The 21,295-nt window shown below is 42.7% G+C and carries 19 protein-coding genes; all 19 read left to right on the top strand.

Annotated features, from left to right (window positions below; translation table 11 throughout):
• The first annotated feature begins 16 nt into the window (after positions 1-16).
• The 19 genes from rsmH to EDD57_RS01150 all read left to right on the top strand — a co-directional run bounded on the left by rsmH (position 17) and on the right by EDD57_RS01150 (position 21,195).
• Complete coding sequence (gene rsmH / locus EDD57_RS01240; RefSeq protein ID WP_131847543.1) at positions 17-949, top strand: 16S rRNA (cytosine(1402)-N(4))-methyltransferase RsmH; 933 nt, start codon at positions 17-19, stop codon at positions 947-949.
• Positions 950-1,056: 107 nt separating this feature from the next.
• Positions 1,057-1,440, top strand: a complete 384-nt coding sequence (gene ftsL / locus EDD57_RS01235) for a cell division protein FtsL (RefSeq protein ID WP_131847541.1) — start codon at positions 1,057-1,059, stop codon at positions 1,438-1,440.
• 57 nt (positions 1,441-1,497) lie between these two features.
• On the top strand, positions 1,498-3,288 hold the full coding sequence (locus tag EDD57_RS01230) for a peptidoglycan D,D-transpeptidase FtsI family protein (RefSeq protein WP_131847539.1): 1,791 nt from the start codon (positions 1,498-1,500) through the stop codon (positions 3,286-3,288).
• Positions 3,289-3,412: 124 nt separating this feature from the next.
• Entirely contained in the window at positions 3,413-4,102 is a 690-nt protein-coding gene (locus EDD57_RS01225; protein ID WP_131847537.1) for a spore coat protein, read from the top strand.
• A gap of 143 nt (positions 4,103-4,245) precedes the next feature.
• Positions 4,246-6,177, top strand: a complete 1,932-nt coding sequence (locus EDD57_RS01220; protein ID WP_131847535.1) for a stage V sporulation protein D — start codon at positions 4,246-4,248, stop codon at positions 6,175-6,177.
• An 85-nt stretch (positions 6,178-6,262) separates the two neighbouring features.
• Positions 6,263-7,750: a UDP-N-acetylmuramoyl-L-alanyl-D-glutamate--2,6-diaminopimelate ligase gene (locus tag EDD57_RS01215; protein WP_131847533.1), complete on the top strand. Its 1,488-nt coding sequence runs from the start codon at positions 6,263-6,265 to the stop codon at positions 7,748-7,750.
• A complete protein-coding gene (locus EDD57_RS01210; protein WP_131847531.1) occupies positions 7,747-9,135 on the top strand; it encodes a UDP-N-acetylmuramoyl-tripeptide--D-alanyl-D-alanine ligase in 1,389 nt (462 codons plus the stop codon). The genes EDD57_RS01215 and EDD57_RS01210 overlap by 4 nt, the downstream gene beginning before the upstream one ends.
• Before the next feature lie 19 nt (positions 9,136-9,154).
• The gene (gene mraY / locus EDD57_RS01205; RefSeq protein WP_131847648.1) at positions 9,155-10,207 is read left to right on the top strand and encodes a phospho-N-acetylmuramoyl-pentapeptide-transferase; all 1,053 of its coding nucleotides are present in this window, start codon (positions 9,155-9,157) and stop codon (positions 10,205-10,207) included.
• Between the two features lies 1 nt (position 10,208).
• Positions 10,209-11,579 (top strand): UDP-N-acetylmuramoyl-L-alanine--D-glutamate ligase, encoded by a 1,371-nt coding sequence (gene murD / locus EDD57_RS01200; protein WP_131847529.1) that lies wholly within the window; start codon positions 10,209-10,211, stop codon positions 11,577-11,579.
• A gap of 39 nt (positions 11,580-11,618) precedes the next feature.
• Positions 11,619-12,719 carry a stage V sporulation protein E gene (gene spoVE, locus EDD57_RS01195; protein WP_131847527.1) on the top strand — a complete coding sequence of 367 codons (1,101 nt, stop codon included), beginning with the start codon at positions 11,619-11,621 and terminating at the stop codon, positions 12,717-12,719.
• A gap of 75 nt (positions 12,720-12,794) precedes the next feature.
• Complete coding sequence (murB, locus tag EDD57_RS01190) at positions 12,795-13,706, top strand: UDP-N-acetylmuramate dehydrogenase (protein WP_131847525.1); 912 nt, start codon at positions 12,795-12,797, stop codon at positions 13,704-13,706.
• 177 nt (positions 13,707-13,883) lie between these two features.
• On the top strand, positions 13,884-14,615 hold the full coding sequence (locus EDD57_RS01185) for a cell division protein FtsQ/DivIB (RefSeq protein ID WP_131847523.1): 732 nt from the start codon (positions 13,884-13,886) through the stop codon (positions 14,613-14,615).
• A gap of 137 nt (positions 14,616-14,752) precedes the next feature.
• A complete protein-coding gene (gene ftsA / locus EDD57_RS01180; RefSeq protein ID WP_165873622.1) occupies positions 14,753-15,988 on the top strand; it encodes a cell division protein FtsA in 1,236 nt (411 codons plus the stop codon).
• 54 nt (positions 15,989-16,042) lie between these two features.
• Positions 16,043-17,272 carry a cell division protein FtsZ gene (ftsZ, locus tag EDD57_RS01175; RefSeq protein WP_207896780.1) on the top strand — a complete coding sequence of 410 codons (1,230 nt, stop codon included), beginning with the start codon at positions 16,043-16,045 and terminating at the stop codon, positions 17,270-17,272.
• 165 nt (positions 17,273-17,437) lie between these two features.
• The gene (gene spoIIGA, locus EDD57_RS01170; RefSeq protein ID WP_165873621.1) at positions 17,438-18,349 is read left to right on the top strand and encodes a sigma-E processing peptidase SpoIIGA; all 912 of its coding nucleotides are present in this window, start codon (positions 17,438-17,440) and stop codon (positions 18,347-18,349) included.
• Positions 18,350-18,382: 33 nt separating this feature from the next.
• Positions 18,383-19,105 carry an RNA polymerase sporulation sigma factor SigE gene (gene sigE, locus EDD57_RS01165; RefSeq protein WP_072331706.1) on the top strand — a complete coding sequence of 241 codons (723 nt, stop codon included), beginning with the start codon at positions 18,383-18,385 and terminating at the stop codon, positions 19,103-19,105.
• Between the two features lie 152 nt (positions 19,106-19,257).
• A complete protein-coding gene (sigG, locus tag EDD57_RS01160; protein ID WP_131847518.1) occupies positions 19,258-20,034 on the top strand; it encodes an RNA polymerase sporulation sigma factor SigG in 777 nt (258 codons plus the stop codon).
• A 165-nt stretch (positions 20,035-20,199) separates the two neighbouring features.
• Positions 20,200-20,679, top strand: a complete 480-nt coding sequence (locus tag EDD57_RS01155) for a DUF6530 family protein (RefSeq protein ID WP_131847516.1) — start codon at positions 20,200-20,202, stop codon at positions 20,677-20,679.
• 21 nt (positions 20,680-20,700) lie between these two features.
• The gene (locus EDD57_RS01150; protein WP_131847514.1) at positions 20,701-21,195 is read left to right on the top strand and encodes a D-glycero-alpha-D-manno-heptose-1,7-bisphosphate 7-phosphatase; all 495 of its coding nucleotides are present in this window, start codon (positions 20,701-20,703) and stop codon (positions 21,193-21,195) included.
• Positions 21,196-21,295 lie beyond the last annotated feature (100 nt).

Here is a 21,295-nt window from a genome sequence, read left to right as displayed (position 1 = left end):
TAAGGATGAGTTACCATTGTTTAATCACATAACGGTTCTAAGAGATGAAGCTGTAGACGGACTAAAGATCAAGCCAGATGGAGTATATGTGGATTGCACGTTAGGTGGAGCAGGTCATAGCCGTTTGATAGCGAGTCAATTGAATCAAGACGGTGTTTTAATTGGTTTGGATCAAGATACGAAGGCTTTATCAGCCGCGAAAGAACGGCTAGACGGTATGGTGTGTCAGGTTCATTTGGTAAAAACGAACTTTCGTCATATCGCGCAAGTAGTAAGAGAGTTAGGGTTTACTGGGGTGGATGGGATTTTGTTTGATCTAGGGGTTTCCTCTCCGCAGTTAGATGAGAGTGAACGAGGATTTAGCTATCACGTTGAAGCACCTCTGGACATGCGAATGGATCGTGAACAGGATCGTACAGCCTTTGAGGTAGTGAACCAATACGACGAAGCAGAAATTGCTCGGATTCTGTACATATATGGAGAAGAGAAGTTTAGTCGTCGCATTGCTCGGCGGATCGTGGAATATCGAACCAATAAGCCGATTGAAACGACCACGGAGTTAGCTGAGATCATCAAAGAGGCGATTCCAGCTGCCACAAGACGTAGTGGACCTCATCCAGCAAGACGTTCCTTTCAAGCAATTCGAATTGCAGTAAATGAAGAATTAACTGTATTTGAAGAAGCATTGGAGCAAGTGATGGAGATTCTAGCTCCTGGAGGTAGAGTCAGTGTTATCACATTCCACTCACTAGAAGATCGTATCTGTAAACAATTTTATCTGGAACAGGCAAAAGGATGTATTTGCCCTCCCAATTTCCCAATATGTACGTGTCACCAAAAACCAAAGCTAAAAATCATCACGCGTAAGCCGACCGCTCCGAGTGTCGAAGAGCTTGAACGAAACGCTCGTGCACGCTCTGCAAAATTACGTGTTGCTGAAAAAATATAGATAATAAGACCTTGTTTCATGTGACAAGGTCTTACAAACAGGGTATAGGTCAAGAAAGAGAATTACTAAAAAAAGAAATGTATAGGTAGCGTAAGGAGGCTATTTGGATGAGACAAGAACGTGGAAATGTTGCGGTGGCAAGACCGCTTACCCCTACAAGTACAAGTACGCAGGTCAAAGCAAAAAAACAACCTCTAATCAAAGGACTGACTGTACCAGAAAAGCTATTATACATCGGAAGTGTCATTATATGTGTAGCTTTGACGGTTTTAGTCGTATCCCGATATGCTGAAACCGCAGAATTAAATCTTGCTATCCAGAAGGCAGACAAAGAGATCCAACAAGTCAAAGAAGCCAACCTTCAATTAGAAGCGGAGAAAAACAAGCTTCAGAGTGATGCACGGATTCGTCAATATGCAGAACAAAATGGATTACAAATCATTGAAAGCAAGAAAATCTCTTCGGCAGGAAAAGAAAAGAACACACCATAGATGGTAATGGAATAATTAAGAATCTTAGATAATTTCTTTGCCGAAGGGAACCATTCTATGCAAACGACAGAAAAACAGACTGGAAAACGGAGTAAATTTCGCTCTCTTATCATCGGGTTGATCTTGTTGGCATTATTGATGGGTGTTACATTTCGTTTGCTATGGATACAAACGGTGGACTCATCCAAATTAACGAAGGAAGCAGAGAAGATTTGGAACAATAACAACCCGGTTTTAAAAGCGAAACGTGGTACCATTTATGATCGTAGTAAAAATTATGTGATGGCTTGGGAAGAACCGGCCTATTTTTTTACTGCTGATCCAAGCCAATTGAAAGAGAAAGATATAGACAAAACGGCCACACAACTATCTTCCCTTCTAGAGATTTCGAAAGAAAATTTGACAGGCTTGTTGCGTAAAAAAGGGAAATATGCAGAATTAAGAGATCGAGAAGCAGGCAAAATTTATTTTTCAAAAGAAGTGTATGCGAATTATCTTCGATTAAAGCAAAAGAAAGAACTAAAAGGGATTTACGCTTATAAAACAACCCAGCGTCAATATACCGAAGCAGGATCAGCTCACCTACTAGGTTTCCTAAATAGTGAAGAAAAGCCAGTTGGTGGAATAGAAAGCACTTATCAAAACTTGCTTCACGGTCAAGATGGCTACGTCAAATACAAAAAAGCGGCGAATGGCATGATGATAACCGATGGACCTGAGTCGTATAAACCTCCAATCGATGGAAAAGATCTTGTGCTAACTATCGATGCCAGTATCCAGAGCCATGTGGAAAAAGTATTGGATCAGGCGATGAAACAGTATGAAGCCAAAGGTGCAACGGCTATCGTGGCTGACCCATCAAATGGAGAGATTTTGGCGATGGTAAACAGGCCGACTTTTGATCTCCGAAAGGCGTCTTCTACTTATGATGAAGAAAATGGTCGTAATATAGCGGTGCAAAGTCAATTTGAACCAGGGTCTACGTTTAAGATTGTGACACTTGCCGCGGCGATCGAGGAGGGTAAATTTGAAGCAGAGAGTACATATACTTCTGGATGTATCCAAGTATCGGGCTTAAACAATCCGATTTGTGACTGGAAAAAAGGCGGTTGGGGTGATATCTCCTATCGTGAAGGGGTCATACAATCCAGCAACGTTGGCTTTGTCAAACTAGGTGAACGTCTCGGGGCCGAGAATTTATATAAGTACATCGATCGTTTTGGATTTGGTCGGATAACCGATCGGACAGGTCGTAAAACAGGAATTGATCTTCCGGGTGAGGCAAGCGGTTTTTATTTTGGTCGAGAGTTAGTGGCATCTGAATTAGCAACAACCGCTTTTGGTCAAGGGATTGCGGTAACCCCTATTCAACAAGTTCAAGCGGTTGGTAGTATTGCCAACGGAGGAAACCTAGTCAAGCCTCATTTGTTAAAAGAAGTGATCGATCCAAAAACGAAAAAGACGGTCGAAGAGACAGCGATTGAGAAGCAACAGATTATTCGTCCTGAAACAGCGACCCAAGTGAAACAGATTCTGCGTGATGTAATTAAAAATGGGACTGGGCAAAAGGCAGATGCTCCTGGCTATCGAGTGGCAGGAAAAACAGGTACAGCTCAAAAGCCAGACACGAAGAGTGGGAAATATCTACCTAATACCTACATTACTTCTTTTATTGGTTTTGCTCCAGCAGATAACCCGAAGGTAGTTGTATATGTGGCATTGGATGAACCAAAAGGTGCGGAAGCTTCAGGTGGTTCAACGGCTGCTCCTATTGCAAAAGATATCATCCAACAGACGATGCAAGTTCTACGTGTTCCTTCGCTAGGAACTGAACCTGAAATTAAGTAATGAATGGGAAACGTACATATGCGTTTCCTTTTTGGTTTGCGCACCAATACTTACCTACATGTGTATTTGCATTTTAGGACAGTATAAGATCGGGCACATCATATGATCTAAGGAGGGAATTCTCATGAATAACGCTCCAAACATGCACGTTGGTACGGTAAAACGAAACCACAGTGGTCACGAAATGTTTGACATACACGAGGTTTTATCCGTAACGGTGAGCACGTTAGATCAATATACGATGTCCCGCCAGTACGTCAAGTGTTCAGAGCTATTAACCATTCTGGATCGGCAATATCAGTTTTTGACAGATGAGTACAATATGTTAGTACAGGCGTTTTCCACAGGAGAAGATCCTGCTCACGGAACGCTGCGTTATCAAATGACTGAGCATAATGATACCATCGTCTATGGAATGAAACCTTCTCAGCCGAAGAAACCGATTCATTCGATGTTGGAAGTGAAAGACGAAGGGATTTCTGGCCATATGTTGATCATGCTTAAAACATTGGCCGGAATTCGGACAGTGGCTGCCACGGAAGCAACAAATCCCGTTGTGAGACGGGTTTTGGCTGATAGCATTCCAAACTGTATTGAGATGGCGTATGAAATTTTCTTGTATCAAAATAAGAATAACTTTTATCAAGTACCACAATTGGCTGAACAAGATATGGTAATGATGCAAAATTCATTTGGCCTAGCTACAAATCAGCCGCAAGTCCCTAGGCAGCCACAAGACTCACCCCAAACTAGTAAGGTGATACCGATGAATCCTTCTTCTCCTTCGAATCCGATGATTCATCGATCGCATTAATCTTTTTACCCCCTTCTGGCAAATGTGTCAGAAGGGTTTTTTGTTATTTCTTGGTGCTTAGCTCTTCATTCGTCATTGTTGTCATGTATCAGAATCCGGGTGAATAGGTATATGAGAACAAGTGGGACAAGGAGGGGACTCTTATGCGTGCGATACAATCCATTGTGAAAAAAAGATTGTTTGTCGTACTGATCATAGCAGTCCTAGTGATGTTTACATTGATCGGTAGACTATCGTATGTGCAGTTAGCACAAGGAGAATGGTGGGCGCAAAAAGCAGAGGAGCTAGGGAGTAGAGATGCCGATTTCTTAGCCAAACGCGGTATGATTCTGGATCGGGATGGAAAGAAAATTGCTTATAATATTAGCACTCCATCTGTACTGCTCTTCCCTGCCATGATTAAGGACAAGGCTGGGACGGCGAAGAAATTAGCCGAAGTGCTTGGAGGGGATGAGAAAAAGATACTCGAATTTGTTTCAAAAAAAGAATCAAAGGTATGGCTAAAAGGTGTAGGTCAGAAGATTCCGGAGGGGAAGGCGAAAATTTTGCAAGGGATGCAACTGCCTGGCGTGCTCATAACGGAGGATAGTAAGCGATATTATCCTTATGGGACGATGGCGGCACATATGCTTGGTTTTACAGGAGGAGATAATCAAGGATTGGCTGGTCTAGAGTTAATTTATGATAAGCAATTAAGCGGACAAAAGGGTTATATCTCCTTTGCTTCTAATGCGAAAGGAGAAAGAATGCCTGATTCGAAGGAAGAGTTTATAGCACCGAAGCCTGGAAAAGATCTGAGATTGACTCTCGATCTAGATGTCCAGAGCATTATCGAGCGGGAGTTAGATCAAGCTATGGCTCAGTATAAGCCAGAAAGTGTTCTTGCGATTGCGATGGATCCAAACAATGGTGAGATTTTGGGGATGAGCAGTAAACCTTCTTTCCGTCCAGACGAATATCAAACGACAGATTCATTAATCTATAATCGGAATTTACCGATTTGGAAAACGTATGAACCAGGTTCTACTTTCAAAATTATTACCCTTGCTGCGGCGCTTGAAGAGAAAAAAGTAAATTTGACCGAGTCATTTCATGATCCTGGATATGTAATGGTAAGTGGTGCCCGTCTCAGGTGTTGGAAGAAAGGGGGCCACGGTCATGAATCATTCTTGGAAGTGGTGGAGAATTCCTGTAACCCTGGATTTGTCGAATTGGGAAATCGATTAGGGAAGAATAAGTTGTTGGATTATATCAATCGATTTGGTTTCGGTAAAAAAACAGGGATTGATTTAAATGGTGAGGCTAAGGGGATCCTGTTTAAGCCAGAGCGGATGGGGCCTGTAGAGCAAGCAACGACTGCATTTGGTCAAGGGGTTTCCGTGACACCTATCCAACAGGTACGAGCCGTTTCGGCGGCTGTAAATGGAGGGAAGATGGTTGTTCCTCACGTGATGAGAGAGTGGGTTGATCCAGATAGCGGGAAGGTATTGGAAGCGTATCAACCGAAAGTAGAGAGTACGGTCATCTCAGAAGCTACTTCTAAAATGGTACGTGAATCGTTAGAGAGTGTAGTTGCCAAAGGTACTGGACGAAAAGCCTTTGTAGATGGCTATCGGGTAGGTGGAAAGACGGGTACAGCTCAAAAAGTGGGTCCAAATGGAGGCTATCTGCCCAATAATCATATTGTTTCGTTTATTGGTTTTGCTCCAGCAGACGATCCCAAAATTGTAGTGTATGTTGCGGTGGATAATCCGCAAGGTATTCAATTTGGTGGAGTGGTAGCAGCTCCTATTGTAGGCAACATCATTGGAGATAGCTTGCGCCATATGGGAGTTCCTAAGCGTAAGAACCAGATTCCACCTGAAGATACACCCCTTACAACTCCAATCGTAGAGACACCTGATTTAATCGGTCAAGAGTTAGACAAAATTCGTAACAGTCTGTTTGATTTTCCTTTAAAGACAGTTGGAAAAGGAAATGTGGTAATTGATCAGATTCCTGCTCCCGGTGAAAGAGTCAAAAAGGGTTCATCAATCCAGTTGTATTTGGGTGACAAAACAGAGATAGGAGATTAAAATAAGGTATAATAAACGCCAGGACTAAAACCTGGCATTTATTTATTTCGTACATAGCTTGGTTTTTGAAGTGAGGAGAAAAGATATGATTCTTCAAAATGTGACCCAGTCGCTTTTACTAAAGCAGGTGTTTGGTGATCTGGCAGTAGAAATTAGTGGAGTAGAGATGGATTCACGTCAAGTAAAACCAGGTAGTCTCTTTATCGCGATTCGTGGTTTTACGGTTGATGGCCATCGCTATATTTCACAAGCGGTACAAAGAGGTGCTGCCGCTGTACTCGTAGAAGAGATGGTGGAGGTTCCATCTCACGTCACAGTGGTACAAGTACCCGATACTCGCCGAGCCATGGCTATTGTGGCAGATATTTTCTACGGACACCCTACACATGAGCTGAAATTAATTGGGATTACAGGAACGAATGGGAAGACAACCACCTCTACCCTACTTCAGCATCTTTTCCTTGATCATGAAAAAAAATCAGGAATCATTGGCACGATTGGCATGAAAATTGGAGATCGGGAACTTCCTACTTCCAATACAACGCCTGAAATCCTTGAGTTACAAAAGAGTTTTCGCATGATGCGTGATGAGGGTTGTGAGTATTCCTTTATTGAAGTATCCTCACATGCGCTTGATCAGGGAAGAACTCGAGGTTGTAAGTTTCATATCGGAGTATTTACCAATCTAACACAAGATCATTTGGATTATCATGAGACGATGGAACAGTACCGTGAAGCAAAAGGCTTGCTATTTAACCAGCTGGGGAACCAGTATCTTGCTTCTGCGGATGAGCAGTGTTACGCAGTGTTAAATGCGGATGATCCCGCTTCTTCATATTATGCTAGAATCACACCAGCTCAAGTTGTTACATATGGAATTGACCACCCAGCGGATGTAAAAGCAAGCAACATTCGGATTACCCCGCAAGGAACAAGCTTTGATTTGCACACATTCCGTGGGAATGGTTCTGTGAATATAAAGCTTATGGGGAAATTTAATGTCTTAAATATGCTTGCTGCCATTAGTGTTGGCCTCATTGAAGCGTTGCCTTTAGAGCAAATCATAAGCTCGCTTGAACAAATTCCAGGTGTAGACGGACGTTTTGAGCCTGTTCATGCAGGTCAAGATTTTACTGTTGTGGTTGATTATGCGCACACCCCAGATAGCTTGGAAAATGCGTTAAAAACCGTAAAGGAATTTGCTCAGAAACGAGTGATTACACTGGTAGGATGTGGAGGCGACCGCGATCGCACCAAGCGTCCTTTGATGGCGAAGATAGCAGCAGATTATAGTGACCTCGCTATCTATACATCAGATAATCCGAGAACGGAACAGCCAGAGGCGATCCTAGAAGATATGTTATCGGGTGTACAGAGTGTCCCCACAGAAAAAATACATACCATCGTAGATCGAGCGGAAGCGATTCGATATGCGATTCAGCATGTTCAATCAGGAGATGTAATCCTGATTGCAGGAAAAGGTCATGAGACCTATCAAGAGATCAACGGTGTAAAAAATGATTTTGACGATCGAGTGATCGCAAGGCAGTTCATGTTGGAGGATTTGAAATGAAACGGAGTATAAGTTGGATTGACGAAACGACAGGTGGACAGACGGTCTTTGTGGAAGATAAAGATAAGCTGATTTCCTCTGTCAGCACGGATACTCGCAGTCTCCAGCAAGGGGCGTTATATGTGCCGCTTGTAGGAGATCGTTTTAATGGTCATCAGTTTTTATCCCAGGCGATGGAAGCAGGTGCAGTTGTTGCGCTGTGGAGTGAGTTGGAACCCATTCCGGAAGGATGTTCGATTCCTTTGATTGTGGTACCAGATACATTGACAGCTCTGCAACAGATGGCTAAAAAATATCGCGAAGAACTAGCGATTCCGATTGTTGGGATCACAGGCTCAAACGGAAAGACGACCACGAAGGACCTTGTGGCGGCTGTGTTAGGTCAAGCTTTTCGGGTTCATAAAACGGTAGGAAATTTAAATAATCATATTGGAGTCCCTCTTACACTACTTAGTATCCCAGAAGAAACAGAGATTGCGATTGTGGAGATGGGGATGAATCACACAGGGGAGATCTCCCTTTTATCCCAGCTTGCAACTCCACAAGTGGCGATTGTGACCAATATAGGTGAGTCTCATATTGCTCACTTTGGAAGTAGAGAAGGAATTGCTGATGCAAAATTGGAGATTGTAGAAGGCTTATCACCAAACGGAACTCTTATCTATGATGGAGATGAGCCGCTTCTCGCTGAAAAAGTAAGGCAGATTCCGCAGACACAGATTCGGATTGGCTGGGGAGAGATGAATGATGAGATGCCGATGGATGTAGAAGTGTTAGGTACAGAAGGCTTTACATTCCAGTCGAGACAAACTCATCATCGCTATCGCCTACCGTTATTGGGTCGTCATAATATGGTGAATGCATGTTATGCGATTGCTGTAGGGCGCTTTTTTCAAATGAGCGAGGCACAGATCGCACAGGGCTTCTTGCATGTTGGTCTAACAGGCATGCGTTTGGAGATGCTTACTGCTAAAAATGGAATGCCCATCATAAATGATTGCTATAATGCAAGTCCTACTTCTATGAAAGCGGCGATTCGCTTATTACAAGAAATCGAGCCTACGAAAGAGAAATGGGCCCTACTTGGTGATATCCGTGAGCTAGGCGAAGAATGGGAAGAGTCCTATCATCGGGAGCTCGGTGCATATGTGATCGAAAAAGGAATTCACAAACTCTTTACAGTAGGCGATCGTGGGAAATGGATTGCTGAAGGAGCAAAGGAAGTAAGGCATGATCTGTCTTGCGAAATAATTCATTTCTCTAGTGTAGAGGAAGCAAGTAAACACATCGATAAGATCGGTCATCCACAAGCATTGATTTTAGTGAAGGCTTCTCGAGCGATGAAACTAGATCAAGCCATTCGATCTTTAGTAGAAGGAGCGTAATGAAGCTATAATGACAAACATAGATATTCGAGAGTATCTAATCCCGATCATGGTTGCATTTGGCCTGGCTGTCATATTAGGCCCCATGGTGATCCCGACGTTACGACGTCTTAAATTTGGACAAAGTATCCGCGAAGAGGGACCGCAAGCCCATTTGAAAAAGGCAGGAACGCCTACGATGGGTGGGGTGATTATCTTAATCGCTCTTGTGTTGACAGCACTTCCTTTTAGCAGTTACTTCTTGTATCGAGATAGTGATTCAGGACAGATTGTCAACGCAGACTTGTTCCTCCTTTTATTTGCTACAGCCGGATACGGTATTATTGGATTTTTGGATGATTATATTAAAGTGGTTATGAAACGAAGCTTAGGCTTGACCGCAAGTCAAAAGTTGCTGGGTCAACTATTTATTGCAGTGATTGTATTTGCTGTCCTGTTAAATGTTCGGTATCTAAATACCCAAGATTTAGCAGGGGCCTCAAAGGCGATTTTTAGTGTTCACGTTCCTGGAATTGGAACTTATTTTATTAACTGGCTCTACCTGCCTTTCTTGGTTTTACTTTTAGTAGGCTTTTCAAACGCGTTAAACTTAACAGATGGTTTAGATGGTCTTTTATCAAGTACTGCTGTGATGGCATATGGTGCTTACGCTGTAATCGGAATTTGGCAAGGGAATCAAACTGTCTATATCTTTGCTTTTTCCGTAATTGGCGCTTTGCTTGGATTCCTTGTTTTTAATGCCCATCCAGCTAAAGTGTTTATGGGGGATACGGGCTCACTGGCGCTCGGTGGCGGGCTGGCTGCACTCGCCATTATTACGAAGACAGAGTTTTTATTGCCGCTGATTGGAATTGTATTTGTAGTCGAGACTTTGTCGGTTATTCTTCAGGTTCTCTCGTTTAAGTTCCGTAAAAAGCGGATCTTCAAGATGAGTCCCCTGCATCATCACTTTGAATTGATTGGCTGGTCTGAATGGAAGATCGTAGCGGTATTTAGTTTGGTAGGCTTGGTTTGTGGAGCTCTTGGAGTGTTCTTCGAAATGGCCTTACTCCATCCAGGAGGAGGCAAATAAGATGACTGGTTTGTTTCAAGATAAGCAGGTAGTCGTTCTCGGATTAGCGAGAAGCGGTTTTGCTGTAGCAAAGTTGCTTGTAGAGCAAGGTGCGAAGGTGATCGTGAATGATGCTAGAGAACGGATCGAGTGTGCAAATGAAGCAGATCCGTTAGAGCAAATGGGTATCTCTGTGATTTGTGGCGGACACCCTGACGATCTAATCTGTCGGCAGGTTGACCTAGTCGTAAAAAATCCTGGAATTCCGTATCACATTAAACCGATTGAGCAGGCACTTAAGCTAGGAATTCCGGTGGTAACAGAAGTAGAGATTGCAAGCCAATTTAGTAAAGCCCCGATCATTGGGATTACAGGTTCCAATGGCAAAACTACTACCACCACGTTAGTAGGCAAGATGCTACAAAATAGCGAGGTTTCAGTAACGGTAGCGGGCAATATTGGCCAAGCATTATCTGAAGTAACGCCCGGGCTTTCGGAAAGCGACTGGCTCGTAGCAGAATTAAGTAGCTTCCAGCTAAAAGGAACCGTAACATTTCAACCTAAAATCGCTGCATTATTAAATGTGACTCCTGCGCACATGGATTACCATCAGACGATGGAGGACTATGTCACATCAAAATGGAACCTATTTCAAAATCAAACTCCAGATGATGTGGCCATTCTAAATGCTGATTCGGCTATCTGTAGAGAGCTAGTAGAAGATGGGAATCTAAATAGTCGTATAATCTGGTTTTCAAAAGACGAAGTGGCCGGTCAAGGTGTATTTATAAAAGATGGTTGGATTATCTCGAATCTAGATGGGAAAGAAACAGCGATTCTCCCTGTGGAAGAGGTTGCTCTACCTGGACCATTTAATCTAGAGAATGTACTAGCTGCGACTGCTATCTCAATCGTCGCTGGAGCTCATATAGAGAGAATTGCAGAGACGATTCGAATGTTCGGTGGTGTGGAACATCGATTGGAGTATGTAGAGACGATCGAAGGAGTTCGTTATTATAACGATTCGAAAGCGACTAATGCGCAGGCTACTTTAACGGCGCTTACTTCTTTTGAAGAGCCTATCGTTTGGATTGCAGGTGGACTGGATCGAGGAGTAGACTTTCAAGAGCTGATTCCGGTTTTGTCTGAGCATGTACAAGCCGTGATTGCTTATGGAGAGTCGTCTCCGATTTTAGCATTGCGAGCGAGAGAGGCGGGTATAGAATCGATTATCCAAGTAGAGGATATCGAAGAAGCCGTCTATTCCGCTCACGAGATTTCTCGTTCGGGAGATGTAGTCGTTCTCTCTCCAGCATGTGCAAGTTGGGACTTATATACCTCATTTGAGCAAAGAGGAAGCATTTTTAAACAAGCTGTGCATAGGCTTGTATAAAGAGAATGCTTCGGAAGCTTAAATGAGGTGAGCACGTCTATGCAAAAAACGAAAAAGAGTCCTGATTTTGTGATCGTAGTCGCTATTCTATTATTACTTACCATTGGAGTAATGATGGTGTATAGCGCTAGTGCTTCGATGGCGTTTCACAAATATGGTGATAGCTTTTATTTCGCAAAGCGTCAGCTCTTGTTTGCGGCATTGGGCGTGTTTTTTATGTTTCTTGTAACCAATGTAGATCGGAAGAAGTTATATGATATGGCAAAACCTGCCGTGATCATATGCTTTATCTTATTAGTGATTGTTTTAATACCGGGTGTAGGGATCTGGCGCAACGGTGCTCGTAGTTGGCTTGGGATTGGAGCCTTTAGTATTCAACCATCTGAATTTACGAAACTGGCGATGATCTTTTTCTTAGCGAAGTTATTTTCCCAACCCACTTTTCAAATCGGGCGATTTCGAAAAGGGTTCTTACCTGCTATGGGTATCTTGGGCGGAGCATTTGGGCTCATTATGTGCCAGCCTGATTTGGGAACGGGTACGGTGTTAGTTGGGACAGGGATTTTATTAATCTTTGTAGCGGGTGCCAAGATGAAGCATCTAGGAGGGTTTGCTTTATTAGGTGTTGCCGGCTTTACGGGCCTAGTGTTAGAAGCGACGTATCGGATTAAGCGCATCACCTCTTTTTTTGATCCATGGTCCGATCCGCAGGGAACGGGATATCAACTGATCCAGTCTCTCTATGCGATTGGTCCCGGTCGGCTCCTTGGTTTGGGATTTGGCATGAGTAGACAAAAACATTTATACTTACCAGAGCCGCATACTGATTTTATTTTTTCGATCTTGTCAGAAGAGCTAGGGTTTCTGGGAATTACCATTGTAATAACGTTATTTGGAGTGTTAATCTGGAGAGGCTATCGTACTGCGATTCGCGCGCAAGATTTGTTTAGTTGTTTGGTCGCAACAGGGATCACCTCTATGCTCATGATCCAAGTTGTTATCAATATAGGAGTGGTTTCAGGAACATTTCCTGTTACGGGGATCACCTTGCCTTTTCTCAGCTATGGTGGATCATCTCTTACTTTAACACTGGTAGCAGTAGGAATTCTCTTAAATTTATCGCGCAATACGAATAGATAAGGTACGCATAAACATAGATGTGAACGAATCTCAGGACCCACTCACATGGTCTAGCATCTAGTAGGAGGGGACAAAATGAGAAAACCATTTGTAGAAGACTTGAATCGTGTAGGAGTTCAAGACATAAAAGAGAACGAACCATTGTCCCGTCACACCACGTGGAAAGTGGGCGGACCAGCAGACTTTTTGATTAATGTAAAGACAAAAGATGAGCTAGAGAATGTGATGAAAGTAATCAACAAACACAAGCTTCCATGGAGAGTTATCGGTCGGGGTTCTAACCTTTTGGTCCGAGATGGAGGGATTCGTGGAGTTGTCATTAAGTTAGATAAAGGATTTGAATACTTCGAATTTCAAGGAACGAAGGTAATCGCAGGGGGTGGAACTTCCACTGTTATGCTTGCTACGAAGACAGCACGCCAAGGGCTTACGGGCTTCGAATTTGCTGGAGGGATACCGGGTAACATCGGTGGGGCTGTTTATATGAACGGTGGCGCTCATGGTTCAGATGTTTCAGAGGTCCTCGTTTCAGCAGAAGTGTTGTTAGAATCGGGTGAGTGGGTGACATTGTCTAATGAACAGCTTGCGTTTTCCTACCGCACATCGGTTCTACAGAAAGACTTGCGTGGGATTGTAACAGAAGCGACGTTTCAGCTTACGGAAGGGGATGCTGTAGCGATTACAGACGCATTAACCAGGTTCAAGGATCGTCGTCGTCAGACACAGCCCCTGCAGCTCCCTTGTGCGGGAAGTGTATTCCGTAATCCGGCTGGCGATTTCTCGGGGCGCTTAATCGAGGAAGCTGGGCTCAGGGGATACCGAATCGGTGGTGCAGAAGTTTCCACTATGCACTGTAACTTCATTGTCAATATAGATCAGGCGACAGCACAAGATGTCCTCAATTTAATTGCACATGTTCAAAAGACGATTCGCGAAAAGTACCATGTTGAACTAGAGCCTGAAGTACAGGTGATCGGAGAAGCCTAAATGGAGTAAAGGAACAGCTGACTTTGAGTAAGTTGGCTGTTTTTAATTTTTGTCCATATTATCAAAAAGGATTATTATTATCTTTCCCCTCTCACTATTTGTGGTAATATATATGGAAGATTATTGTGAGGGTACTCCATAGATTCGACAGGCAGATATGAGGAGAGGACGATTGGATTGAATGATCGAGTTCCCCCATTACGAGTGAAGGCTGTTCGTCAAAAGGCTTCCTCGATCTGGGCTCTGCTTCTGATCTTTTTGTTTTTTATGGGTTTTATGTTTGTTCTTCTCTTACGTTCTCCGCTCGGAAAAATCGAACAAATCGTAATCGAAGGAAATCAACTAGTTCCACAAAAGGAGATTTCCAGCAAGTTAGGAACTAAAGTAGGTGGCTCCTATTTTGCGTTTCGCCCGCAAGATGCTCAAAAAGCAATTGCGAACATCCCAGAAATAAAACGGGTAGAAGTACATAGGTCATTTCCAAGCAAAATTACCGTTACATTACAAGAGCAACGAATGGTCGCATTTGTAAGAACAGAGGATGGGGCAGTTCTTCCTCTTTTGGAAAATGGAAAGATCATGACTCAAAGGAATACGGTTTCCATGTTACAACAAGCCCCTATATTTGAAAAATGGGATCTAAATAGTGAGGTGTTTCGCCAGGCAGTGGAGATGTTCTCACGTTGTTCCTTTTCGGATTTTAAAGAGATAACGTATATTTACCCAGTAGAAGGGTATCCGGATCAAATGGTTCTACACAGTAAGATGGGACATAACATTTATGTTCGTATCGAAGATTTACCTGAGAAGATGAAACTTTATTCTTCCTTTCACAATCAACCTTCAGGTGCTTTGTATTTATTAGAGAGCGTATGGTTTACACCCGGCACCATACATGAATCCCAATAATGGGTATGGATGTAATTTATTTACTGTTTTTCGTTTTATAAAAAAAGGTGATCTTTCTTGATCTGTTGAATTAGTCAGAGGGTAATGCTTTTTCCTCCCAAAAAAGAGTTGCCAAATCGGGCGAGGAGGTGCCCAGTTTGAACGATCAGTTCATTGTGACGTTGGATATTGGGACTACGCAAATAAAAGCGTTTATTGCAGAAATGCATGCTGATGGTAATTTACAAATCGTCGGTGTAGGCACGGCCAAATCACTGGGGATGAAAAAAGGTGCCATTGTTGATCTGGACCAAGCAGTATTCTCCGTTCGCCAAGCAATTCAACAAGCGGAGCGAATGGTTGGGATAGAGATTTCCAAAGTCTATGTAGGAATTTCTGGGAACCATGTTGCCGTTCAGCACAGTCATGGTCTCGTTGCTGTTTCGAGTGAGTCTCGGGTCATCGAGAACCAGGATTTGGATCGAGTCTTGCAGGCGTGTCGTGTTATTAATCTACCTCAAGAGCGTACCATTTTTGATGTGGTACCCACCCAATATATCGTGGATGGAGTTAGCGAGATTCGAGATCCTCGTGGTATGTTTGGTGTTCGATTAGAGGTAGAAGCAATGGTGCTCACTGCTACTAAGACCGTTATCCAAAATATGGAGCGTTGCTTAGAAAAAGCACAGTTAGAAATCGCCGGTGTGATCTATCTTCCCCATGCATTGGGAGAAGCTTGTCTCACTTTGGATGAGAAGCAAATCGGTGTCGTACTATTAGATTTCGGTGGTGGTACTATTACGATTTCGGCCTATCATCAAGGCAATTTAACTGGAACTGCAGTCATCCCAATGGGTGGTGAATATCTAACGAGCGATATTGCCATCGTGCTTAGAACCCATAGTGATGTTGCAGAGGAAATCAAATGTAAGTATGGTTGTGCGTTAGCTGATCTAGCAAATAAAAATGAAAGTTTTTCAGTTCAGACCCTCAATGATCAGAAGGAAGTCGTGTATCAGCAAGACAACCTAGCAGAGATTATAGAGTCAAGACTTTCTGAGATGTTCTACCTAGTGCGACAACAATTGCAATATATGGGAGTAAGCGATCGCCCATCAGGTGGCTTCGTATTAACGGGTGGCGTTATGTCTACGCGGAATATTCTTGCCACAGCACAAAAATATTTAGGACAACCTGTCCGCGTGGCCCAGCCAGAAAACATAGGAGTAAATGAGCCTAGTTATATGGGCGGGGTGAGTATGGTTCACTATTTGGATCAACGTGGAATGATTCAAGTACCTGAAACCATTCCTAACGACGTAGCTCGTTCCAAGAAACAACATGGGGAATCTGCTTTTTCTAAGATGAAAAATTGGTTTAGTGATTTTATATAATTCACTAAAAAACGAAGTTATGTCATTATATTTCGCATAGGAGGGAACCTGGTCATGGGTTTTGAATTTGGTATGGATCTAGAACATGAGATGATTGCACAGATTAAGGTCATCGGAGTAGGTGGTGGTGGCAGTAACGCGGTCAATCGTATGATTGATGCAGGAGTGCAAGGTGTAGAATTTATCGCAGTCAATACAGATGCGCAAGCACTCCACCGTTCGAAAGCGCCTATTAAATTGCAAATTGGTGAGAAGCTTACACGTGGACTTGGTGCAGGCGCGAAGCCAGAAGTAGGAAAAAAGGCAGCAGAAGAGAGTCGAGAACAGATTGAAAACGCTCTTCGTGGTGCGGATATGGTTTTTGTTACGGCAGGTATGGGTGGCGGTACTGGAACAGGAGCTGCTCCTGAAATTGCATTAATTGCAAGAGAGATTGGTGCACTAACCGTAGGAGTGGTGACGAAACCATTTGCTTTTGAAGGAAAGAAAAGATCCCTTCAGGCTGAATCAGGTGTTACCGCGCTGAAAGAGAATGTCGATACATTAATCGTTATTCCAAACGATCGCCTGTTAGAGATTGTAGATAAAAATACGCCTATGTTAGAAGCATTCCGGGAAGCCGATAATGTTTTACGTCAGGGTGTACAAGGGATCTCTGATTTGATTGCGGTTCCTGGTTTGATTAACTTAGACTTCGCTGACGTGAAAACCATTATGACAGAGAGAGGATCTGCTTTGATGGGAATCGGTTCTGCTTCGGGCGAAAATCGTGCCGCAGAAGCAGCTCGCAAGGCAATCTGTAGTCCATTGCTAGAGACTTCCATTGACGGGGCTCGTGGAGTTCTAATGAATATTACGGGTGGAAATAATCTAAGTCTTTATGAGGTGAATGAGGCGGCAGATATCGTGATGCGTGCCTCCCATGCAGATGTTAACATGATCTTTGGTGCTGTTATTAACGAAGATTTAAAAGACGAGATTCGTGTTACTGTGATCGCTACAGGATTTGATTCTGCTAAAAATGATCCACGTGTAGGGAGAAAGCCGCAGATGAACTCGTCCAATGGGATGCGAAATTCGTCAGATCCTTATAAACCGCTGTTTCCAAACGATGGCTTCCGTATGGAAGATGCACAGTCAAACCAAACATCATCCTATGAAACAGCTTCATATCGCTATGCTCCTATACAAGATCAAAAGCAACCTAAAAATAGTAGGGATGGCAGAGTATTAGATGAAACATATGATATCCCAACTTTTTTACGTAACCAATTAAAAAAATAAAGAAAGTAGTCCCTAGTTTGAAGCGCGAATCGATTATCGATTTTCGCTTTTTTTTTCTTTTTTTCGACGAAAGAAATAAGATTTTTAGGGCAAGTTTCAACAGACTTTGAAATATAGATTAAGATATACTAAATTCATTCAAAGGACAGAGGAGGGACAGATTCTGTGACGGTTTATGCAGATGTCGTATTCCTTCTCAATGGCTGTATCGATTTATTACTCCTATGGCTTACTTCTGGGATCCGTAAGCAACGATTCACTTGGTGGAGGTTATGGTGTGCGGCCATCATGGGGGGCGTTTATGCCACCCTACAATTGTGGCCTGACTTTATTCCAGCATACTCGTTACCAGCTAAGTTATTAGTATCGTTGCTGATGATTTGGTGTGCATTTGGCTACCATCATCCATACGCCTATCTACGAAATCTCGGAGTATTCTATCTAGTTTGTTTCGTCACAGGCGGAGCCATGATGGCCTTGCATTACTTTATTACAGGGACATCTGACATCGGTGGAGGGATCTTGTTTACAGAGTCTCCAAATGGATGGGGTTCCCCTGTCTCATGGGTATTTCTCATGATTGGATTTCCGTTAGTTTGGGGTTACACCAAGATTTCGTTTGGCTCCATTCAAGAGCGATCTGAATTTCATCAGTTTCTGGTCCCTGTGCGAATCACGTTGGATGGAATCAAAGTGGATTGTACAGGGCTGGTTGACACAGGGAATCAGCTAAGAGATCCCATTACACGTTCGCCCGTCATGATGGTTGAGATGGAACAGTTACAAGACTTTCTCCCACAAGAAGTATTTAGCATGGTAAGGGCTAAGGATTGGGAGAAGGGCTGGACGGAAATCCCGCCAGAGTGGATGATTAAAATTCGCATTATTCCGTATCGAGTGGCAGGTAGCGATCATGAAATGATGATTGCCTTTAAGCCAGATTCTGTGGAAATTTGGAAAGAAGATGAGTGGAATAATGTGGGAAAAGTTCTCATAGGAATAGATGTCGGACGAATCTCATCTGATGGAACCTATCAAGCTATTATTCATCCTTCTTGTTACTCTGTAGTAAGTTAAGTCACTATGTAGACCGATGAAAGGGGTAGATCCATGGTTATAAAGTGGAAGCTCTTATGCCAACTTTTTTGGTATCGTATGCTAATCTACATGGGGCTAAAAGGCGAAGAACTCTATTATATTGGTGGAAGTGAAGCACTGCCGCCACCGCTGACAAGAGAGGAAGAAGAACATCTTCTCCTACGCCTTCCAAGTGGAGATACTGCTGTTCGAGCGATGTTGATCGAAAGAAATCTTCGTCTGGTTGTCTATATTGCCCGTAAGTTTGAAAATACAGGGATTAATATCGAGGACCTAGTCTCCATAGGCACAATTGGCTTAATTAAAGCAGTGAATACATTTGATCCTTCTAAAAAAATTAAGTTGGCTACTTATGCCTCTCGTTGTATTGAAAATGAAATTTTGATGTTCCTACGTCGCAATAATAAGATTCGGTCCGAAGTATCTTTCGATGAACCCTTAAACATAGATTGGGACGGAAACGAATTATTGCTATCTGATGTGATGGGAACTGAAAATGATATTATCTACCGTGATTTAGAAGATCAAGTAGATCGAAAAATTTTGCGTTCTGCTCTATCAAATCTATCAGATCGTGAAAGAAAGATTATGGTTCTTCGTTTTGGATTAGATGGTGGCGAAGAAAAGACACAAAAAGACGTTGCAGACTTACTTGGAATCTCTCAATCTTATATTTCTCGTTTGGAAAAAAGGATTATTAAGAGACTACGAAAAGAATTCAACAAGATGGTTTGATTGTGTCCTAGTTCATTATAAACAAGAACATTCGTTCGGTAAAGAAGGAATTTTTTGTTTAAAATGGTATAAATTTAATTTCTTTGGGTTTGATTATAAATTTCCCTCCTCAGGAGATACTTACCAATAGTTGCATCTGAGGAGGTACTTTTATGGCGCGGAACAAAGTAGAAATATGCGGAGTTGATACATCGAAGCTACCTGTATTAAAAAACCAAGAAATGCGGGTGCTGTTTCGCGAATACCAAGACGGTGATCGATCAGCTAGAGAAAAGCTGGTAAATGGCAATTTACGTCTTGTTTTAAGTGTTATCCAACGTTTTAACAACCGTGGGGAAAATGTAGACGACCTCTTTCAAGTAGGTTGTATCGGACTTATGAAAGCTATCGACAACTTTGATTTAGGCCAGAATGTCAAATTCTCTACTTATGCAGTGCCGATGATTATCGGAGAGATCAGGAGATACCTTCGTGATAATAACCCGATTCGTGTATCGCGTTCGTTGCGCGATATTGCATATAAAGCATTGCAGGTACGTGATGCATTAACGAATAAACATTCTCGTGAACCTACAATTCATGAGATTTCTGAGATCCTTAATGTTCCCAAAGAAGATGTCGTTTTTGCTCTGGATGCGATCCAGGATCCGGTATCGCTCTTTGAACCTGTCTATCAAGATGGCGGTGACCCGATCTATGTCATGGATCAATTAAGTGATGAAAGAACGAAGGATTTACAGTGGGTAGAAGAGATTGCGTTAAAAGAAGCATTAAATCGATTAAATGATCGGGAAAAAATGATCTTATCTATGCGTTTCTTCGAAGGAAAGACCCAGATGGAAGTTGCTGAAGAAATTGGGATTTCACAAGCACAAGTATCCCGTTTAGAAAAAGCAGCCATCCATCAGATGTATAAGTATGTAACATAAGCTAAGCCCTATCCCAAGGCCCTATTCGGATTATAACTGAGTAGGGTCTTCTGTTTGTCTAAAGCAAAAAATAAGCATTTGGATTGACGAAAGTGGAAATGTAGAATATGATGATTTTAGTAATTTACTAAATTACTAAATTAGTAATTAGAAAGAGGGAGTAACGTGAAACTGCCAACTACATTAAAACATAAGCCTGTTGTCGTATCAGAGAATTACGAACAGGTTGACGGCCGACTCGCCCAAAATACAGATGCAAAAGGACTTTCTTTGGGATTAGCACAATGGAACGATCGAGGAAAAGTGGATATCTCGGCGAAAGTATGGAGATATACCGGAGAGAAATGGTCAAGGCAATCAGAGGAACTACCGCTCCATCGTGTTTTGGATCTATCCATCCTGATTTGTCGCTCATTAGCCTATTTTCGTGAAGCATACAGATACGAGAATTTGTATGATCCACAAAAGCCTGTTATTGATCGAATTGGTTTGCAAGGAGATGCTATGACAGTAGCGATTTGCACGGACAATGAGAAAATTAACGAAGATATTAAGCTGTTTAGTCAAACATTGAGCGAGGACGATGAAATGATCAGTGAACGACTGAGAACATTGGCAAAAATATTACGGGATATGGGGTACTAAAAGAATAAGGGGGTAGTTGCGATGAATAAAGCGATCTTCTTAGATAGGGACGGTGTTATCAACGAATGCCAGAGTGATCGTGTTACCTTCGTTACATCTCCAAAGAACCTATACCTTTGTCAGGGTGTGGCAGAAGATATTCAAGAGCTCAGGCAAATGGGGTTCAAAATCTTCGTCGTGACCAACCAAGGGGGCATTGACTGGGGTGTTCATTCACTGCAACAAGTGAACGCCATTCATGATCACTTACAGACGCTAATCGAAGTGGATGAGATCGTGCTGTGCCCTCATCATCCAAGAAAGACCCTATGTGATTGCCGAAAACCAAGTCCGAAGATGATTTTAGATTTGGCTAAGAAGCATCACATCAATTTAGCCTACTCATGGATGGTGGGCGATAGGGATACAGATATTCAAGCAGGGAAGCGAGCAGGTTGTATGACTTTCCTTGTGGAACCGAATCAGGGCTTGGGAGAATTTATGAAGATTCTTCGGGAAAGCAAAATTACTGAGTAACTAGTCTGAGATACACTCTAGAATGGAATACTTGTTTCTTCGTAAGTAGGAACAGACTAGGTACATGCCCCGGGCTTGCTCCCATAATGGAATGAATTAA

This window comes from Baia soyae (assembly GCF_004341445.1).
In the GTDB taxonomy this organism is placed as follows: Bacteria; Bacillota; Bacilli; order Thermoactinomycetales; family Thermoactinomycetaceae; genus Baia; species Baia soyae.
The sequence above is the reverse complement of the archived record's forward strand: the minus strand, read 5'-3'. Positions and strand labels throughout refer to the sequence as shown.

Bases quoted from the DNA above. Each gene is read 5' to 3' on its own strand.
- ftsL (WP_131847541.1), top strand. From the start codon at position 1,057: ATGAGACAAGAACGTGGAAATGTTGCGGTGGCAAGACCGCTTACCCCT.
- EDD57_RS01230 (WP_131847539.1), top strand. From the start codon at position 1,498: ATGCAAACGACAGAAAAACAGACTGGAAAACGGAGTAAATTTCGCTCT.
- EDD57_RS01225 (WP_131847537.1), top strand. From the start codon at position 3,413: ATGAATAACGCTCCAAACATGCACGTTGGTACGGTAAAACGAAACCAC.
- EDD57_RS01220 (WP_131847535.1), top strand. From the start codon at position 4,246: ATGCGTGCGATACAATCCATTGTGAAAAAAAGATTGTTTGTCGTACTG.
- EDD57_RS01215 (WP_131847533.1), top strand. From the start codon at position 6,263: ATGATTCTTCAAAATGTGACCCAGTCGCTTTTACTAAAGCAGGTGTTT.
- EDD57_RS01210 (WP_131847531.1), top strand. From the start codon at position 7,747: ATGAAACGGAGTATAAGTTGGATTGACGAAACGACAGGTGGACAGACG.
- murD (WP_131847529.1), top strand. From the start codon at position 10,209: ATGACTGGTTTGTTTCAAGATAAGCAGGTAGTCGTTCTCGGATTAGCG.
- spoVE (WP_131847527.1), top strand. From the start codon at position 11,619: ATGCAAAAAACGAAAAAGAGTCCTGATTTTGTGATCGTAGTCGCTATT.
- murB (WP_131847525.1), top strand. From the start codon at position 12,795: ATGAGAAAACCATTTGTAGAAGACTTGAATCGTGTAGGAGTTCAAGAC.
- ftsZ (WP_207896780.1), top strand. From the start codon at position 16,043: ATGGGTTTTGAATTTGGTATGGATCTAGAACATGAGATGATTGCACAG.
- sigE (WP_072331706.1), top strand. From the start codon at position 18,383: ATGGTTATAAAGTGGAAGCTCTTATGCCAACTTTTTTGGTATCGTATG.
- sigG (WP_131847518.1), top strand. From the start codon at position 19,258: ATGGCGCGGAACAAAGTAGAAATATGCGGAGTTGATACATCGAAGCTA.
- EDD57_RS01150 (WP_131847514.1), top strand. From the start codon at position 20,701: ATGAATAAAGCGATCTTCTTAGATAGGGACGGTGTTATCAACGAATGC.